General features: G+C 43.0%; 16 protein-coding genes and 1 pseudogene. 8 read left to right on the top strand and 9 right to left on the bottom strand.

Annotated elements, in window-relative coordinates; genetic code table 11:
• Positions 1–5: 5 nt before the first annotated feature.
• Positions 6–752, top strand: a complete 747-nt coding sequence (locus NDI44_RS27135; RefSeq protein WP_190416420.1) for a hypothetical protein — start codon at positions 6–8, stop codon at positions 750–752.
• A gap of 122 nt (positions 753–874) precedes the next feature.
• A complete protein-coding gene (locus NDI44_RS27130; RefSeq protein ID WP_190416419.1) occupies positions 875–1,516 on the top strand; it encodes a site-specific integrase in 642 nt (213 codons plus the stop codon).
• 696 nt (positions 1,517–2,212) lie between these two features.
• On the opposite strand, the gene NDI44_RS27125 is transcribed toward NDI44_RS27130, so the two are convergent.
• From NDI44_RS27125 to NDI44_RS27115, 3 genes are all read right to left on the bottom strand, one after another.
• A complete protein-coding gene (locus NDI44_RS27125; RefSeq protein ID WP_190416418.1) occupies positions 2,213–2,392 on the bottom strand; it encodes a hypothetical protein in 180 nt (59 codons plus the stop codon).
• A 222-nt stretch (positions 2,393–2,614) separates the two neighbouring features.
• The gene (locus tag NDI44_RS27120) at positions 2,615–3,298 is read right to left on the bottom strand and encodes a hypothetical protein (protein WP_190416417.1); all 684 of its coding nucleotides are present in this window, start codon (positions 3,296–3,298) and stop codon (positions 2,615–2,617) included.
• A 151-nt stretch (positions 3,299–3,449) separates the two neighbouring features.
• Positions 3,450–3,623 carry a hypothetical protein gene (locus NDI44_RS27115; protein WP_190416416.1) on the bottom strand — a complete coding sequence of 58 codons (174 nt, stop codon included), beginning with the start codon at positions 3,621–3,623 and terminating at the stop codon, positions 3,450–3,452.
• Between the two features lie 515 nt (positions 3,624–4,138).
• Here NDI44_RS27115 and NDI44_RS27110 point away from each other — a divergent pair.
• Positions 4,139–4,228 (top strand): annotated as a pseudogene (locus NDI44_RS27110) (site-specific integrase); the annotation flags it as partial.
• Positions 4,229–4,389: 161 nt separating this feature from the next.
• Here the strand turns inward: NDI44_RS27110 and NDI44_RS27105 are convergent.
• Positions 4,390–5,757 carry a hypothetical protein gene (locus NDI44_RS27105; protein ID WP_339380905.1) on the bottom strand — a complete coding sequence of 456 codons (1,368 nt, stop codon included), beginning with the start codon at positions 5,755–5,757 and terminating at the stop codon, positions 4,390–4,392.
• 584 nt (positions 5,758–6,341) lie between these two features.
• On the opposite strand from NDI44_RS27105, the gene NDI44_RS27100 reads away from it, so the two are divergent.
• Positions 6,342–6,896 (top strand): recombinase family protein, encoded by a 555-nt coding sequence (locus NDI44_RS27100; protein ID WP_190416415.1) that lies wholly within the window; start codon positions 6,342–6,344, stop codon positions 6,894–6,896.
• A gap of 42 nt (positions 6,897–6,938) precedes the next feature.
• On the opposite strand, the gene NDI44_RS27095 is transcribed toward NDI44_RS27100, so the two are convergent.
• Positions 6,939–8,072 carry a leucine-rich repeat domain-containing protein gene (locus NDI44_RS27095; protein WP_190416414.1) on the bottom strand — a complete coding sequence of 378 codons (1,134 nt, stop codon included), beginning with the start codon at positions 8,070–8,072 and terminating at the stop codon, positions 6,939–6,941.
• A 310-nt stretch (positions 8,073–8,382) separates the two neighbouring features.
• Here NDI44_RS27095 and NDI44_RS27090 point away from each other — a divergent pair, with 310 nt between their 5' ends.
• Both NDI44_RS27090 and NDI44_RS27085 read left to right on the top strand, forming a co-directional pair.
• Positions 8,383–8,970: a ParA family protein gene (locus NDI44_RS27090; RefSeq protein ID WP_190416413.1), complete on the top strand. Its 588-nt coding sequence runs from the start codon at positions 8,383–8,385 to the stop codon at positions 8,968–8,970.
• Positions 8,967–9,314, top strand: coding sequence for a hypothetical protein (locus NDI44_RS27085; protein WP_190416412.1), 348 nt, complete (start codon positions 8,967–8,969; stop codon positions 9,312–9,314). Before NDI44_RS27090 ends, NDI44_RS27085 begins: the two co-directional genes overlap by 4 nt.
• Before the next feature lie 179 nt (positions 9,315–9,493).
• On the opposite strand, the gene NDI44_RS27080 is transcribed toward NDI44_RS27085, so the two are convergent.
• Both NDI44_RS27080 and NDI44_RS27075 read right to left on the bottom strand, forming a co-directional pair.
• The gene (locus NDI44_RS27080) at positions 9,494–9,763 is read right to left on the bottom strand and encodes a hypothetical protein (RefSeq protein WP_190416411.1); all 270 of its coding nucleotides are present in this window, start codon (positions 9,761–9,763) and stop codon (positions 9,494–9,496) included.
• 357 nt (positions 9,764–10,120) lie between these two features.
• Entirely contained in the window at positions 10,121–10,600 is a 480-nt protein-coding gene (locus NDI44_RS27075; protein ID WP_190416410.1) for a hypothetical protein, read from the bottom strand.
• 666 nt (positions 10,601–11,266) lie between these two features.
• Between NDI44_RS27075 and NDI44_RS27070 the strand changes: the two genes are divergently transcribed.
• Both NDI44_RS27070 and NDI44_RS27065 read left to right on the top strand, forming a co-directional pair.
• Positions 11,267–11,431 (top strand): recombinase family protein, encoded by a 165-nt coding sequence (locus NDI44_RS27070; RefSeq protein ID WP_190416409.1) that lies wholly within the window; start codon positions 11,267–11,269, stop codon positions 11,429–11,431.
• A gap of 101 nt (positions 11,432–11,532) precedes the next feature.
• A complete protein-coding gene (locus tag NDI44_RS27065) occupies positions 11,533–14,463 on the top strand; it encodes a tetratricopeptide repeat protein (RefSeq protein WP_190416408.1) in 2,931 nt (976 codons plus the stop codon).
• A gap of 321 nt (positions 14,464–14,784) precedes the next feature.
• On the opposite strand, the gene NDI44_RS27060 is transcribed toward NDI44_RS27065, so the two are convergent.
• Positions 14,785–15,315, bottom strand: a complete 531-nt coding sequence (locus NDI44_RS27060) for a hypothetical protein (protein WP_348235336.1) — start codon at positions 15,313–15,315, stop codon at positions 14,785–14,787.
• 243 nt (positions 15,316–15,558) lie between these two features.
• Positions 15,559–15,801, bottom strand: a 243-nt coding sequence (locus NDI44_RS27055) for a hypothetical protein (protein WP_206755328.1), incomplete at its 5' end; no start/stop codon positions are given.

The following is a 15,801-nucleotide window of genomic DNA, read 5'->3' as shown; positions in this document are numbered from 1 at the left end:
AATTTATGACATTGCCCGATTCTGCATTATATCACCGAAAATTTGATGGTACATTGCATCCTTTAGAAGCTAAAGATGGTGAGCTACCTATTTTAACGAGAGTGAAACTAGGTTGTTGGTCTTGTTATATACCTCAAGGCTTAGAACCAAATAACCAAAACATATATCATAGCGTCAGCAATATTCTAAAATTAACACAAGACAAGAGAACAAAAGAATCCCTTTTGAGATGGGAAACTAATGTTGGTCAAGCAGAAGCTAAACGTATTCGAGATGGAGCAATCAAAGCTGGAAATACTATTCACGCCTATCTTCACTCATATTTGACAGAAGAGAAAGTGACACTTGTTGATAAACTCTATCAACCCTACTTGACTGCGTTAAATCAAGTGTTACCTTTCTTCGAGAGTCCCCTTTTATCAGAACAATTAATTGTAAACTTTAAACATAAATATTTGGGAAAGATAGATCAATTCGGCTTATATCGCGGGCGTTTAACCTTGAGTGATTTCAAAACTTCTTTGAAACCGAAAAATTCTTTGAGTTGGATACAAGATAAGATTCTTCAGTTGGCAGCTTACTATCTTTCAATTAAAACACTTTACCCCGTTGAGCAAGCAGCTTTAATCTATTTGATCAGTGATGGTTCATACAACGAGTTCTTATTTACTCCAGAGGAAATAGACTTCTATAACAAGTTATGGTTAGAGAAAGTATCTCAAGCTAATAACGTAGCAAATTTTGCTGCTTAAAATAATACTGAATGCAGTATTTTTAATTACTCTCTAGCTTGTGCCAATTGGCACGGAATTGGGTTGCACTAGACAGGGTACCCCTCATTGCGGTAGATCGTGGGTATTGATGGGTAGCCTCAATGAAAATAGATCGGCACGGGCAAGCGAAGATTTTATCTGTAGAAGAAATCCAATTATTATTCAATGAGGGTTTGCAAACCACCCGCGATCGCGCCTTATTCGGCATCTGCTTATTTTGTGCCTGCCGCATCCAAGAAGCCTGCACCCTGAGAATTGTTGATGTCTACGACGCAGCCGGAAGAGTTCGCCCAAAACTCATCATTCGGAAGGGCAACACCAAAGGAAAACTAGCGACTCGCACCATCCCGGTCATTGATGACTTGCGTATCCTTCTCACCAACTACCAGCCACCGGCGAGTCAACCCTACTTGTTCCCCGGTCGCTTCGGTTCTCCTTTCCAACCCGACTCCGCTGATAAGGCACTCAGAAAAGCTTGCAAGCGTGTCGGATTAGAAGGAGTCTCATCTCATAGTTTCCGCCGTTCAGCCCTAACCCAAATGAGCGATGCTCTAATCCCCTTAAGAATTGTTCAGTCAGTGTCAGGTCACAGGAATTTGAGTCAACTTCAGAATTACCTAGAAGTGAGAGACTCACAAGTATTGGGAGCCGTTAATACCTTATCCATGCTCTCTCCAGTGTCCGAGTCCGGGAAATATACGTATTCCGGATTGGAGGAGAAATTAGATCAAGCCGCACATTAGGGATCTAAGTCTCCTGATGGCAAGTTATTTTAAATCGAGCCGCAAGACACGTCACTACATTCTGCTAGATACGCGGGTTGGGGTGTATTCGTAGAGTCTTTAGTTGCAACTGTCGCTCTATTCTTTTCAGCCTTCTCAAGTTAAAACTGCGTTAGCTTTGAGCTTTAGTTTAGGAGCTGTGAGGTCAGCGCTGGACAAGAGAGAGTAGAACTGAGAAGTTGCAGCTATCAAAAAAACCTCGCTATTTCTGAGCAGGGGATTTTTTATTGGTTATCTTAGGGTTTAGCCAATCTTTACAACATTTAAATAGATTTTAAATAAATATGAAGTTTTTTGATTCCCCAAAGAGATGCAAGTCCAATACAAAAAGAGACTATTGAAAATACTACAAAAAATGAGTTTTTTTGAAGGCACCTAAACGTATTTAAAGCGGAATTATTACAAACGGTAAAGAATCCTACCAGCCCTACTAAACTATAGCCGAAGCCAAGTATTAATAGAACAATTAAAATCAATACGACTATCTGGATAGCAAACCTTTTAAGTATTCTAAGCATAACAAAAATGAAAAAATTTATATTATGAATCGGACAATCACAGCAAGCGATAAAATTTTACCAAAAATATAGTGGAGGTGATATCTAACTTTTGGCAAACCATTACCTCTAAGCCAAGCCATTAAAAAACACCTGCTCATTAAGCAATCAGCGTTGACCAACCTCCGCCGCAGGTGCCACATTTCCAAAAATTAAAGGTACTGCTGTCCTTAGTTTTGTGAACACCGTTGCCCCAGACTCTCAGCATTTCATCACAAGGGGGGCATGGAGGTTTCGCAACGGTAGGGGCGATCGCAGTTGGCTGTAGTTTCGGCTTCATGAGACTTTTGATTCAGCCAAGGAACTGGATAAAGGGTGTTACTAGAGTTTGGTTTCGGGTTGTGCTGTAGGATTAGGCTGACAGAGGGTTAAGATCGTGTGTTCCAATTAGTACAGAAAAACCTCTGGTAATATACCAGAGGTTTTTTATGTGCCTCTCCTACTTCTAGATTCTTTTAGATTAGATTACCTTTTTGCTTCTTTAACAATCAGCATTATTAAGTCAATTTGTGGAAGCGATTCTTTGACGGATTTTCCGTCCAGTCGCTCGGAGACGTTTTAATAATTGTTTTCTATCCATTTTTTTCATACGTTCAGTCCAATCTGCCTTTATTTCATGTCCCGACCACACACCAAAATTATTATCGTTAGAAGCCAACTTCATTCGTTCGACACATTCCTCAACTGGAATACCCTTAAACAGCAAGTGATAGAAAGTAACGTAGGCAACTGCTGCATCTTCCCAAGAGACTGAATGTTTGTTACCAACCAAAGCCCAAAATGGTTGAGCTGTATCCTCATGCATTGCCATTTGAGAGCCAGCACTACCAAAACAGGAGGACATACAAATTAAAAGTTCGCCTTCCATTTCGTTATTCAAAGGTGTTAACAGTTCTCTCAATCCATCCCACGCGAGAACAGTGTTATCAGATAGCACAATGCCGTTTTTGTCACCGTGCATACTTAGGTGAAGTATTGGAGGTATTTGATATTCCTCGAAGGCATCTAGCAGACGTTCATCTAATGCCCTATCAAATGTCTCTAAATTCGTAACCAAACTGTAGCAGTAAGGAATTCCAGCAAGATCAAGAATCTCACTAAGGATACGTCCCTCTGTACGCCCGTCAAGAAGGTCATCAGCAGATGGTGATTCAATAATATGGACAAATCCTAATGGTGTGGTCATAGCTTTTCCTCGTTAACAATAAATTTTTAGCTAATTGGCTTTATTCAGCTATTTTTTAAGTATATATCTAACTCTTGTGTATCAATTTTGCCAGCCGAGCTAAGAAGCCTCCAGCTATTGTGAGCTAGAGGCTTTCTCCGTTGTTCCTCCTTTAGTTTTTAGCTTTTGACTGCTCCTCAACTTCAGTCAAGATAGCCCTCCCTAACGTAGCTATATTTCGAGCTTGGGAGAGGGCAGTTTGGTCGCCGCCAAGGTTTAGGATGGCGATAGTAGAAATAACGATGAACGAACGGTTGAGCAGGATGCTGGCACTGTTTAGTGTCATTTTGTTTTAGCTATAGAGGTTGCTAGGTTTAAAGTGTTAAGTTCACTTCGCAGATAGTGTCACCGCGCCGTGGACTTCAAACCTAAAGCTAGTGCCCCTCAAGCCCTGCACCTCCTGAATTCGCAAATATAGCGATGGAGAATCTACTAAGGGCTGTTTGAACCAAATAAATGCTCTGCTTAGCTCCTAAACGACGAGCTACTACAAAGCTCCAGCCACTCTCGTCACAGCGCTCTGTGCTTTTCTCTTTGAAGTGCAATTTCCCAACCTATAATCCGCGTGCCAATTGGCACTTGATTTGCACTCCTTCTATCTCACTCCAGATTCGATTGGGATAGATTCAAATAGAAGCTCAAAACTGAATGCAGTATTGACTCGATGCACCCGGCTACCTCACTGAGAGATGAAGTAGTTTTTAATTGCGCTCCAGGTTGTGCTAATTGGCATGGAATTGGATTTTACTAGACAAGCTACCCCTCACTGCGGTAGATCGTGGGTATTGATGGGTAGCCTCAATGAAAATAGATCGGCACGGTCAAGCCAAGATTTTATCTGTAGTAGAAATTCAATTGCTGTTCAATCAGGGTTTGCAGACACAACGAGAGCACGCTGCTTAATCAGTTCATTCAGTTAGTCGGAAGCGGGCAAATTACACTGCTGCCCGCTTTTCCACAAACGTAGTTGGTTGTAAATTATAATCTTGACAGCAGTACAACCCAAGGTAAAATAGCATTCCCCAGGCTTTTAACTACATAGCTTGATAGACTTAGCTATCTGATTGAAACCAACTTTTTATGGCTGCTTTCACAACTTTGAGATATTTGTTTTCTAAAATAAACTCATCAATCGCTGTTTCGCCACTTGCTTGTAATGCGCTAGCAACACGACGCTGGAAACTGCGAGTAGTTTCGTCATTAATGTAAGCAATCTTTTCAGACTCACTGGCAGAAGGATTAGATTGCTCTAACTGCTTAAGGAGTTGTTGAATTTCTGCTGCTGCCTCAGAGAGAGTTTTAGTTTGATCTGAGTAATAAAAAGTATTATTGTCCGAACGCGCATATCTACCCGAAGCTCCAGACTGAGCAATATTATATGTATCCCCTTCGTTGACCATACAAATTTTTACCTCACTTGAACCTACCCACTGTTTAGTATACCTTTCTAGCTTTTTAAATACATTTGGTCTAATATCCAAACCTTCAAGAGTTTGTAAAAGGGTGTCTTTCTGTCCAGGACTTATTTTGTTAAAAGATTCACGCGCTATTTCCATGATTTCTGTATCAAAAATTTTAGTAGAAACAGTTTCTATCTTTGCAATTCTTGCTGTTGCAGTATTTAAATAATCTTGAAGAGCATCACTCTGAATACTTCTAGAATTAATATTGATACGATTGTTTAATATATTACGCAAAGTAATTCGTAGGCACTCGTGTTCGGCGTTTAAACGGAGAAGACTTATCCGTAAATCTCTAGCTCGATTATAATGATATTCTCTAAATCCCCACAAATTTTTATAACTAATAAGTATCCACTTGCGAAGCCAAGACCCTGCATATGGAACTAAGGAATGGAATAGCTGAAATTCGTGATCCGTGGAAGTAATAACTGGTTTAGACCAAAAAGGTATCTTAATATCTTTTATATTGAATTCTACAAACAGCAGAGGGGCACTAGGTACAACCCACCAATCATGCGGTTTATTTAAAAAAGTTTGACTTGTAGTTGCCGAAGTATATAAGCGAGCCAAAGGTTTACCTGCGCTAGCTAAAGAACAACGATCAATAGTTTCATCAGGATTTTGAATTAGAACTGGTAGTCGCAAACAGTACTGTGTAAACTTATTAAATTCCTCTCTAGTGAACTCCAAAGCATTACGGCTTTTGGGGCAAATACCAATTTCATATTTACCTACTGCTTTGCCATCAAAATATAATCTCTTAAAAGGACATCTAAGTAGAATACTAGGATTGAGGCTACTCGTAGTGTATTGCAAGCTATTACTAAATCGTAAGGCTTTATCTGCTTCGCATATTTCACTTTCTCCTATCCATCCTTCTACTCCACCACGCTTTCGCCTTCTGATGGTTCCAAAATAGCGGACAAACTCAGCATCAGGAGTTGGTAAAGGCCACATTGGGTACTGCAATCGACCTGTATTATCAATAAACTTCCTTAAATCAGCAAAGGGAAACTGTACAAAGAACAGCAACTTTATTTCTCTTTTTGAAAAGTATACGAACTCAACAAGTATAAATAGAAAAACAGTATTGTGAACTTTTAAAATTTTACCTCCCTCCGTCGAACGGAGGGAAGTGGTAGAGTCCGTACTCAGTACGTTTTTTCTACATTCCAGCGTGATCCTAAGTCACATTTAAAAGCCTACTTACGCGCGATTGCAGACTACTGGTAGGGACTATTATTACACAGCACAGAAATCAAAAGCAATAAGCTTAGCTGTGTTAACCGTCATAATCTCACAAACACAAAATGGGTGACGTGAAGAGTAGATATGTTGCGATCGCCATCAATAAACTAAAGATAGTGAATGAGAGTCATTTATTATCTGAGTCCCGCATTAGCCTTAAAAACGACCGTTTATGAGACAAGTTTCTCAAGGGGAGAGAACCAGCCTCAAACCACGCATCTACGTGTCTCATAACTCATCTTTTTATCTATGTCTCATGAGATAATTAATAAACGGGTTACGAGACATTTTGAATGATTATTGGATACTGTCGGGTGAGTTCCAACGACCAAACTTTGAATTTACAGAAGGACGCTCTTAAAAAAGCTGGGTGCGAGAAAATATTTAGTGACACAGTTTCAGGAGCCAAAGAATCAAGACCTGGACTCGACAAGTGCCTTGATCAACTTCGTGAAGGAGATACGCTGGTTGTCTGGCGACTTGACCGGCTTGGTAGAAGCTTAAAACATTTACTAACCTTGGTTGAAGATTTCAACACCAGGGGCATTGGCTTTGTGAGTTTGACTGAGGCGATCGACACAACCACCAGCGGCGGCAAGTTGGTCTTTAGCATCTTTGGAGCGATCGCAGAATTTGAACGGCAGATTATTAGAGAAAGGACGAATGCTGGACTTGTCGCTGCGAGAGCCAGAGGTCGGAAGGGAGGCAGGAAAGAAAAACACTCTGACGAGAAAATTCTCACCGCGATCAAGTTGGCTGACAACAACCCCGAAACAATCGAAGAAATTTGTCACTCCCTCGGCATCTCGAAAGCCACATATTACAGGCGTCGAATGAATCTCAAGTGAAGGCGAATTAGATTAAACAAACTCGCATTGCTACAACTTCAGCTAAGTCTCCACAGCAAACGCTTCCGGGTCAACGTCCCAGTTTACCCAGCGAATCGCATCTCTAGCAGAAGTAAGGGTAGGTGGAACGCGCAGGACATGAAGGTTTCCAGTGCTGGGACAGGTCATTTTTAGCAGATGGATGGGTTCGACATCAATATCTGCATCAATTTTGAGTAGGGTATATTCGCGCCAAGTATCGAGCGTTTGCGTTGCCAACTCCTGACAAATGCGATCGCAGCCAATCTGCTGAATCAACACTCGCCGGACTTCCGCATTGGGTTCGGTCAGCAGCCATTCGGCTTGCCACTGGCTCAGGTGCGTCCAGTAGCGGCGAGGAAGCTCAACACCAAAACAATAAACCTTCAGTTCTGGATTGGGATGATTGGCTAACACCGAAAAATCTTGAATGGAATTGTCACTCAGATAGAGATATTCCAAAGAATGCAATTGCATTATTTCTGCTGGTAGGAATACGAACTGGTTGCCATTCAGAGCGAGATATGTCAAGGAATGCAGTTGCCCAATTTCTGCTGGCAGGGATGCGAGCTTGTTGCTACCCAGACTGAGATGTGTCAAAGAATGCAGTTGCCCAATTTCTGCTGGCAGGGATGCGAGCTGGTTTCTCCTCAGATGGAGTTCTGTTAAAGAATGCAGTTGCATTATTTCTGCTGGCAGGGATGCGAGCTTGTTGACGCTCACATCGAGATATATCAAAGAATGCAGTTGCCCAATTTCTGCTGGCAGGGATGCGAGCTTGTTGCTACCTAGATTGAGATGTGTCAAAGAATGCAGTTGCCCTATCTCTGCTGGCAGGGATGCGAGCTTGTTGCTACCTAGATTGAGATGTGTCAGGGAATGCAGTTGCCCAATTTCTGCTGGCAGGGATGCGAGCTTGTTGACGCTCACATCGAGATATATCAAAGAATGCAGTTGCCCTATCTCTGGTGGCAGGGATGCAAGCTGGTTGCCGATCAGATTGAGACTCGTCAAGGAATGGAGTTGCACGATTTCTGCTAGCAGGGATGCGAGCTGCTTGCCCCACAGATAGAGCTTTGTTTTATTTAGGGAATTTAGAATCTGCTGTCGAACTAGGAAATTTAGAATTTGCTGTCGAACTTTTTCGATCTGGGACATAGTTTCATCTTTTATCTAAGCGGCGTTGGGTAGGCTCAATTGGCTTGCCTACCACTGAGGCGGCGCTACTACTTCAGCATTTCGTGTCTCTATACACCTATCTGCGGCTCAATTCTAGCTAATGAATTCGTTCATCGTTGAGAGTAACTTCGCCTAAAAGAGTCCAATTAGGCGGAGTCAAACTCCCTCATTCTGGCATACTCAAAAGTTATTCAATACTTAAAAATATATAATTTTGCATACACATAATACTGTTATTCCAGCGGAATATAGTTTCAGCTAGGCTTGTAGAAGCACCTCTGAAAACATCATGATTATTGCAATCGCATCCCTCAAGGGTGGTTGTTCAAAAACCACTACTGCTATTCATCTGGCAGCTTACCTTCAAACCAAAGCGCCTACCTTGCTTATTGATGCAGATAAAAATCGTTCGGCGCTGACCTGGGCACGACCTGAGAAATTGCCTTTCAAAGTCGTCTCGGAAACAGCAGCACCCAAATATATCAAAGACTATACGCACATTGTTATCGATACAGCAGCTCGACCCTCTCCAGAAGATTTTGAAGAATTAGCCGATGGATGTGACCTGCTCGTACTGCCGACAACTCCACGCGGATTGGATTTAGATGCCCTGGCACAAACAGTCGAAGTTTTGCAGCCAATGGGAGCTAAATTTAAAATCTTACTGACCCAGATTCCAGCACGCTCCGCTGCCGCTAAAGATGCTCGACAATCTTTAGAAGATTTAAAACTGCCAATATTTAAAGCAGAAATCAAAAGATTGGTTGCCTTTGAGCGATCGCCTTTACTCGGTGTCACAGTAAAAGATTATCCCGACCCACGAGCTTTAGACGGTTGGAAAGGATATGTAGCAATGGGTAAGGAGGTTCTGAAGTGACTCCGAAAAAAGGTAAAGACGAATCGATGTTTAAATCCTTGCTTAACCAAGCTCGTAGCAAGGATGAGCAACCAGAAGAAGAACTTCCAATACAACCAGCTCCAATAGAACCACTACCGGAAGCGATTGAACCTCGTAAAGTTGGACGACCGCGAGGGCGACGTAGCAATCCTGACTTTACCCAAATATCTGCACTAATCCCATACGATCTACTATTGGAGATTCAAACTGAATTGCTGAAAGAGAAGAAGGAGAAGAGGCAGCGCCAAGGTGAATTGAATTTAAGTAGTTTGATAGAATCTTTGCTCAATGAATGGCTAAGCAAGAGGAAGAAAGAGGATTGACTTGAGTTAGTTCGATAGTTGGGGCAGTCACCTGGATTAAGTCCTGGCTGCTATATCTTTACTTCACAGTCAAACAAAAGTCCCCACCTTTTTTGCCTAGTTTTAGGTGATTAATGTATTTTCGCTAGTATTTTATATAAGCCAGCTAGAACAGAAGCTCAGCGAAACTAAACTGCTCTTCAATTCATATGTACTTCATAGGATCTTCCACTCACCTTACCTTCGTCATTAAAATATATTCTAAATTCATACCAAGCAAAATCTCCAAAAAAACATGCATCATCTTGACCATAATACCAATCGTTATCATTTATACTCCATTCTTCATCATATTCTCTCCTAGGCACAGGAGCCGGTAAAATTTTTAAAACTTCAGCTTTAGTCATTCCATTTTGAATACTTTCAAACTTGGCTTGAGAAAAACCTGCGGGTAGTTTTGTATCAATCAAAGGAAAAAACGGGAAAGGTGATTCTAGATAATAACTCGTAAAAAAAACGCCAGCCGCTTAGTAATAGAAATACAATAATAAAGCAAATAAGTCCATTTGTACGTTTCATAAGTTTTCTCTATTTTTGAATTAAAATTTAACCTAATTTTCAAATCGAGTAAGATTAGTCCATGCTCTAGTCATAGGGATACTGTACTTTTCTTACTCCCTTCCATTCAGAGAGAAATTCATATATCAAGCGTTCTGGCTTGGAAAGTAATCGACTTTGAAACGCGAGAGTTGAATTTGCTAGAACGCCCACCAGTTGGGCTTTCAGGATTAACCCTTTTATCTAAAAACAGCACAAAACTAGCTTGATTAACCAGTCTCCTGTATATAAACAAGTTGATTTTCCGGAGAGTGTATCAGCAAAAGTCGATCATTGGGTTCCCTTACGTAGCATTTTCCTTCACCCTCAAGGTCTGACGGCCCCCATGTAGGTTTTCGAGAATACTGCCCTAATCCCGTAAATATATCTATGTTTTCACAAGCTTCAAACTCCTGAGCCAGTAATTTCCGCTCCTTAATAAACCGCTCAATATTTGATGAGTACACATTAAAACGACAGTAGTAGAAATGCTCGTCTTCATATTTTTGACCATTAGTTACACACTGAAGGTTAGACACTTGTGCAATCAGACTCGGATATTGAAGATAAAAGCCAGAATAAGTTAAGAAAGCACTATCCGAACGGAGTAGATGTGGAACAGCATATATAAGAAGAAATAAATAACCAACAAAACAAAGGGGAAAAGCAATGACACAAGCAATAAGTAATCGAAGTGATATTTTTTTCATTACAACTCCTAATTTAGAATTTTAGAGAATAAGAAGGCTAGGAAATAGAACTGATTGGAGAGGGATTCTGCTCGTACTGCAAAACTCCAGTCATGCCATTGATGATGACTTTTTTAAATGTGGTGCCAGTTACCAATGAAATCAAACCGAGTCCCATTGGAACCCCTTTCGGTGAGAAGGCCGCGAGCGCACCCGTGGATTTTCTGCGGGGAGATTACTGCTACTTAAGAGTTATCTCTCAAGCACCTGATTGTATTTCGTTCTCAATCAGTCTTTCTTTGGGGAATTTGTTTAATCCGTTATTATTCGTTACAAACAGGATTTCGCTTTCTGCTCTGTGAGGAGTCCACCTTACCTCTGATGAATTATGTCTGATTCAAGGTTTAAGGTGATTTCAGCCGCTTATACTTCTTCAATTCCCCAAGGAGCTGGCAATAGATCGCGCACGCAAACTTTTTCTGCAATCTTGCAGTAGAGCAACTTCGCACCAATGACACAAATTTGTCTCGATGTCATTTAATTTGGCAATATACATCAATTTAACCAAAACACCCTCTTAGCTGAATAGGTTGTCTTAGTTAAAGACTTCCCTAAATGGGACAATTAATGGGGTACTTTTCGGACACTGGAAAGAGCATCCTGGTCGCTAAATTTTTAGGGGTTTAAATGGGACAGTTAAAGCTGTATCGGGTTGCCATTTATTGTCGCGTTTCCACGGATGAGCAAAGTTGCGAGCGCCGAGAAAGAGACTTGGTTAGTTACGTACAACTATCAGGTTTTGAAGTCGTAGCAGTTTATTTCGATGCAGTCCGCAAGCGATCGCTTTCTTGATTCTGGTGACGATGCTCTCGCATCAACCGATAACTAGACGCGCCCCTTTACCATAGGTTAAAACAGCGATCTTATCCTTGCACTTTCCCCCAGAGTTAACTGTGCGTCTCCAAATCAGACTCTTCGCTGCGATCGCTGTTTTAACAACCGCTGCAACGCCTTTTGCGCCTAATTTTTCAGCCCCATTCCATACCACACAGGCGTTAGCGCAAACTCCAGATGCTCAAAAAGCTGAAGCAGACCGACTGTATCAGCAAGGGATTGAGCAGTTTCAGACCAGTCAATTTGAGGCAGCATTACAGTCTTGGCAACAGGCACTAAGTCTCTATCGAGAAATTAAATACCGTTTAGGGGAGGGGGATGCACTAGGCAATGTGGGAAATGCTTATGATTCCTTAGGAGATTACGCCAAGGCGATTGATTACCACCAGCAGCGTTTAGTGATCGCGCGGGAAATTAAAGACCGAGCGGGGGAGGGGGCATCTCTGGGCAATTTGGGACTTGCTTACCGTTCTCTGGGAGATTATGCCAAAGCGATTGGTTACCACCAGCAGAGTTTGGCAATCGCACGGGAAATTAAAGACCGAGCGGGGGAGGGAAATGCGCTAGGGAATCTGGGAGTTGCTTACGATGCTCTGGGAGATTACGCCAAGGCAATTGATTACCACCAGCAAAGTTTAGCAATCGACCGGGAAATCAAAGACCGTTTCGGGGAAGGGGCATCTCTAGCCAATCTGGGAATAGCTTACGCTTCCTTGGGAGATTACGCCAAGGCGATTGATTACCACCAGCAGCATTTAGTGATCGCACGGGAAATCAAAGACCGTTTGGGGGAGGGGGCATCTCTGGGAGGTTTGGGAGTTGCTTACTATTTCCTGGGAAATTACGCCAAGGCGATTGATTACCACCAACAGACTTTAGCAATCGCTAAGGGTATCAAAGACCGTTCGGCGGAGAGGGCATCTCTAGGCAATCTGGGGCTTGCTTACCGTTCTCTGGGAGATTACGCCAAGGCGATTGATTACTATCAGCAGAGTTTAGTGATCGCTAAGGGTATCAAAGACCGCCAAGGTGAGGGGCAATCCCTAGGCGATCTGGGAACTGTTTACAATAATCTGGGAGATTATGCCAAGGCAATTGATTACTATCAGCAGCGTTTAGCGATCGCGCGGGAAATTAAAGACCGAGCTGGGGAGGGAAATGCGCTGGGCGGTCTGGGAAGTGCTTACGATGCTCTGGGAGATTACGCCAAGGCAATTGATTACCACCAGCAGCATTTGGCAATCGCGCGGGAAATTAAAAATCGCTTAGGGGAAGGAAATTCCCTGAGCAGTCTGGGAAGTGTTTACGGTTCTCTGGGAGATTACGCCAAAGCGATTGATTACCACCAGCAGAGTTTGGCAATTGCTTTGGGTATGAAAGACCGAGCGGGAGAGGGGCAAGCTCTGGGCAATCTGGGGCTTGCTTACAATTCCTTGGGAGATTACACAAAGGCGATTGATTACCACCAGCAGAGTTTAGCGATCGCTTTGGGTATTAAAAACCGTTTCGAGGAGGGGCGATCTTTGAGCAATCTGGGACTGGCTTTTCGGAAATCAGGCAACCTTGCTCAAGCCGAAAAAACCCTCCGCGCTGGAATTGAGGTCTGGGAATCTCTCCGGGAACGATTGGGTGGCTTAGATGCCGAAAAAGTGTCGATTTTTGAGCAGCAAGCTAGTGCCTATCGCCAGCTCCAACAAGTCCTGATTGCTCAAAATCAACCCACTATTGCTCTAGAAGTTTCTGAAAGGGGTCGTGCCAGAGCATTTGTGGAGCTACTGGCGACACGCTTCTCCTCGACTTCCTCTACTGGGCCGAATGTCTCTACAAATCCACCCAACATCCAGCAAATTCAACAAATCGCTCAACAGCAAAATGCCACCCTGGTTGAATATTCGATTATTTATGACGATTTCAAAATTCAGGGTAAAGAAAAAACCCAAGAATCAGAACTTTATATTTGGGTAATCCCGCCCTCAGGAGTTGTATCGTTCCGTCGTGTTGACCTCAAACCCTTGTGGCAGCAGCAAAATACGACGCTTCCACAATTAGTTGTCAACAGTCGTGAATTGATGGGTGTCAGAGGTCGCGGTGGGATCGAAGTGTCGCTGATAGATGAAGTCAGCCAAACCAAACGCTTACAGCAACTCCACCAACTCCTCATTCAACCCATTGCAGAACTCCTGCCTGCTGACCCCAATGCTCGTGTCATCTTCATCCCTCAAAAATCCTTGTTCCTGGTTCCTTTTGCTGCCCTCCAAGATGCCAATAACAAATACTTAATCGAACAACACACTCTCCTGACGGCTCCTTCAATTCAGGTATTGGCGTTAACCCGTCAGCAACGTCAACAGGTTCCAGTATCAGCTAAGGATGTCCTAGTGGTTGGTAATCCCACGATGCCTAGCCTTGCCCCGAAGATTGGAGACAAGCCTCAACCGCTTTCACCGCTACCGGGTGCCGAGAAGGAAGCGATGGAGATTGCTCGTCTCTTGAACACGACTGCACTGACTGGTAATCAAGCCACTGAAGCCGCAGTTGTTCAGAAGCTACCCACAGCTAAGATGGTTCATCTAGCAACTCACGGGTTGTTGGATGATTTTCAAGGGTTGGGTGTACCGGGTGCGATCGCGCTGACTCCTGCTGGTCAAGATGACGGGTTCCTTACCGCTAGCGAAATCTTGAATCTCAAGCTCAATGCCGAATTAGTTGTTTTGAGTGCTTGTGACACTGGACAAGGTATACTCACCGGCGATGGCGTGATTGGATTATCTCGTTCTTTAATTACTGCGGGTGTTCCCAGTGTCATCGTCACTTTGTGGGCGATCCCGGATAATCCTTCGGCGTTGTTGATGACCGAATTTTATCGAAATTTGCAACGAAACTCGGATAAAGCCCAAGCTTTGCGAAGCGCGATGCTGACGACGATGAAACAATATCCCAATCAACCCAACGCTTGGGCGGCATACACGTTGATTGGGGAAGCTGAATAACTCGAAGTTTCGACTTCCGCTTCGATGCCAAATTGTTTGAATGGTTGGCACCAGAGGGGACGAGGTTTGTTAATGGCGATCCAGTGTTGGAGCGACCAACTTATGATGACGAATCAGAGTCAGCCTAGACCTTTTGTCAAAGATACATCGACAGCTCACTAACCTTGCTAACCACACAGGCAGGAAGTAAATCTGAAGTGTTGCGAATTTTACTTGCTCAAGCTTTGGCAGAACTTGAGCAAGAAGATTGAAATTATGCCTGGGCAGCCAGAGGAGATTTCAGTGTCGTCCCAATTGGGACGACAGGAAAGCGATCGCTACTTATTCCAGCAGATCCAAAGCATCTGCTAATCGCAATTGAATTTCCTTTAGTTTCGTTCGCGCTTGGGTCAGTTGATTGCGCCGTTCTACCCCCAGTCGAGCCTCAATATTTCGCGGGTCATCATTGTTGCTGAGATGAATAACCTTTACTCTTTCGGCTGCCCCAAAAATCTTTTCTCTCGCTGCCAGTTTATTGTACAAATAAACTTTTTTCCCGCGTTTGACACTGTAAGAGTGAACCTCTGAACCAATGGGCGCGATATAAGCATTCTCAAACTGACCCAATCTCTCTTTTACTGCCTCAAATGAAAATTGAATTTCACTAATTAAATTATTGATTTCCAGCGAGTCAAGATTCTGAGAACAGCCTCGACTTTTCAACATCCTGATTGCCGCTTCCAAACGAGTCAGACGAATCGTTTCATGATTTTCACCCCAAATAAATTCCAACTCTTCATCTGCACTTCCGACAGATCCGCACGTTCGATAGTTTGGGCAGTTCCCTGGATCTAATCCTGGTTGCTGCATCATTGCTCCACAGTCAAACGAAAGTCCGCACCGTTTTGACATGATTTTGGATGATGAATGTGTTCTAGCTAATTCTTTAAAATTAATAGCTAGAACAAAATACTGCCGAAACTAGGCTGCTTTTATGGAGCGATCGCCATCAAGCCCCTCCTAGAGGATTTTAGGAGGGGCTTGCATTGCATGGGTACTGTTACTACCTATTACCAGACACAGCAGGTTCGTTGCGGGGGTAATGGTAAAACTTCATTAATGCGGAGGATTAAGGAACATCTCCATAAAGGTTTTGATGAGGGATTCTGGATAACCCTTTCCTCGTAAAGCTTTGGCAACCTCATTTGGAGATAGTCCGCGTTTGATCATTGAAGTCATTTCGGAAACTACATGAGCCATGAAAGTCATTGAGTCAAGCAGACAAAGATCGACTAAACTTTTGTCGTATCCTTGCAGTACAAGGATGTCGTATGCCTGCTCTGATGTCTTCCCTTTTAA

The sequence above is a fragment of the Trichocoleus sp. DQ-A3 genome (assembly GCF_039961975.1).
Lineage (GTDB): Bacteria > Cyanobacteriota > Cyanobacteriia > Cyanobacteriales > FACHB-T130 > FACHB-T130.
The sequence above is the reverse complement of the archived record's forward strand: the minus strand, read 5'-3'. Positions and strand labels throughout refer to the sequence as shown.

Bases quoted from the DNA above. Each gene is read 5' to 3' on its own strand.
- NDI44_RS27135 (WP_190416420.1), top strand. From the start codon at position 6: ATGACATTGCCCGATTCTGCATTATATCACCGAAAATTTGATGGTACA.
- NDI44_RS27130 (WP_190416419.1), top strand. From the start codon at position 875: ATGAAAATAGATCGGCACGGGCAAGCGAAGATTTTATCTGTAGAAGAA.
- NDI44_RS27125 (WP_190416418.1), bottom strand. From the start codon at position 2,392: ATGAAGCCGAAACTACAGCCAACTGCGATCGCCCCTACCGTTGCGAAA.
- NDI44_RS27120 (WP_190416417.1), bottom strand. From the start codon at position 3,298: ATGACCACACCATTAGGATTTGTCCATATTATTGAATCACCATCTGCT.
- NDI44_RS27115 (WP_190416416.1), bottom strand. From the start codon at position 3,623: ATGACACTAAACAGTGCCAGCATCCTGCTCAACCGTTCGTTCATCGTT.
- NDI44_RS27105 (WP_339380905.1), bottom strand. From the start codon at position 5,757: ATGTGGCCTTTACCAACTCCTGATGCTGAGTTTGTCCGCTATTTTGGA.
- NDI44_RS27100 (WP_190416415.1), top strand. From the start codon at position 6,342: ATGATTATTGGATACTGTCGGGTGAGTTCCAACGACCAAACTTTGAAT.
- NDI44_RS27095 (WP_190416414.1), bottom strand. From the start codon at position 8,072: ATGTCCCAGATCGAAAAAGTTCGACAGCAAATTCTAAATTTCCTAGTT.
- NDI44_RS27090 (WP_190416413.1), top strand. From the start codon at position 8,383: ATGATTATTGCAATCGCATCCCTCAAGGGTGGTTGTTCAAAAACCACT.
- NDI44_RS27075 (WP_190416410.1), bottom strand. From the start codon at position 10,600: ATGAAAAAAATATCACTTCGATTACTTATTGCTTGTGTCATTGCTTTT.
- NDI44_RS27070 (WP_190416409.1), top strand. From the start codon at position 11,267: ATGGGACAGTTAAAGCTGTATCGGGTTGCCATTTATTGTCGCGTTTCC.
- NDI44_RS27060 (WP_348235336.1), bottom strand. From the start codon at position 15,315: ATGATGCAGCAACCAGGATTAGATCCAGGGAACTGCCCAAACTATCGA.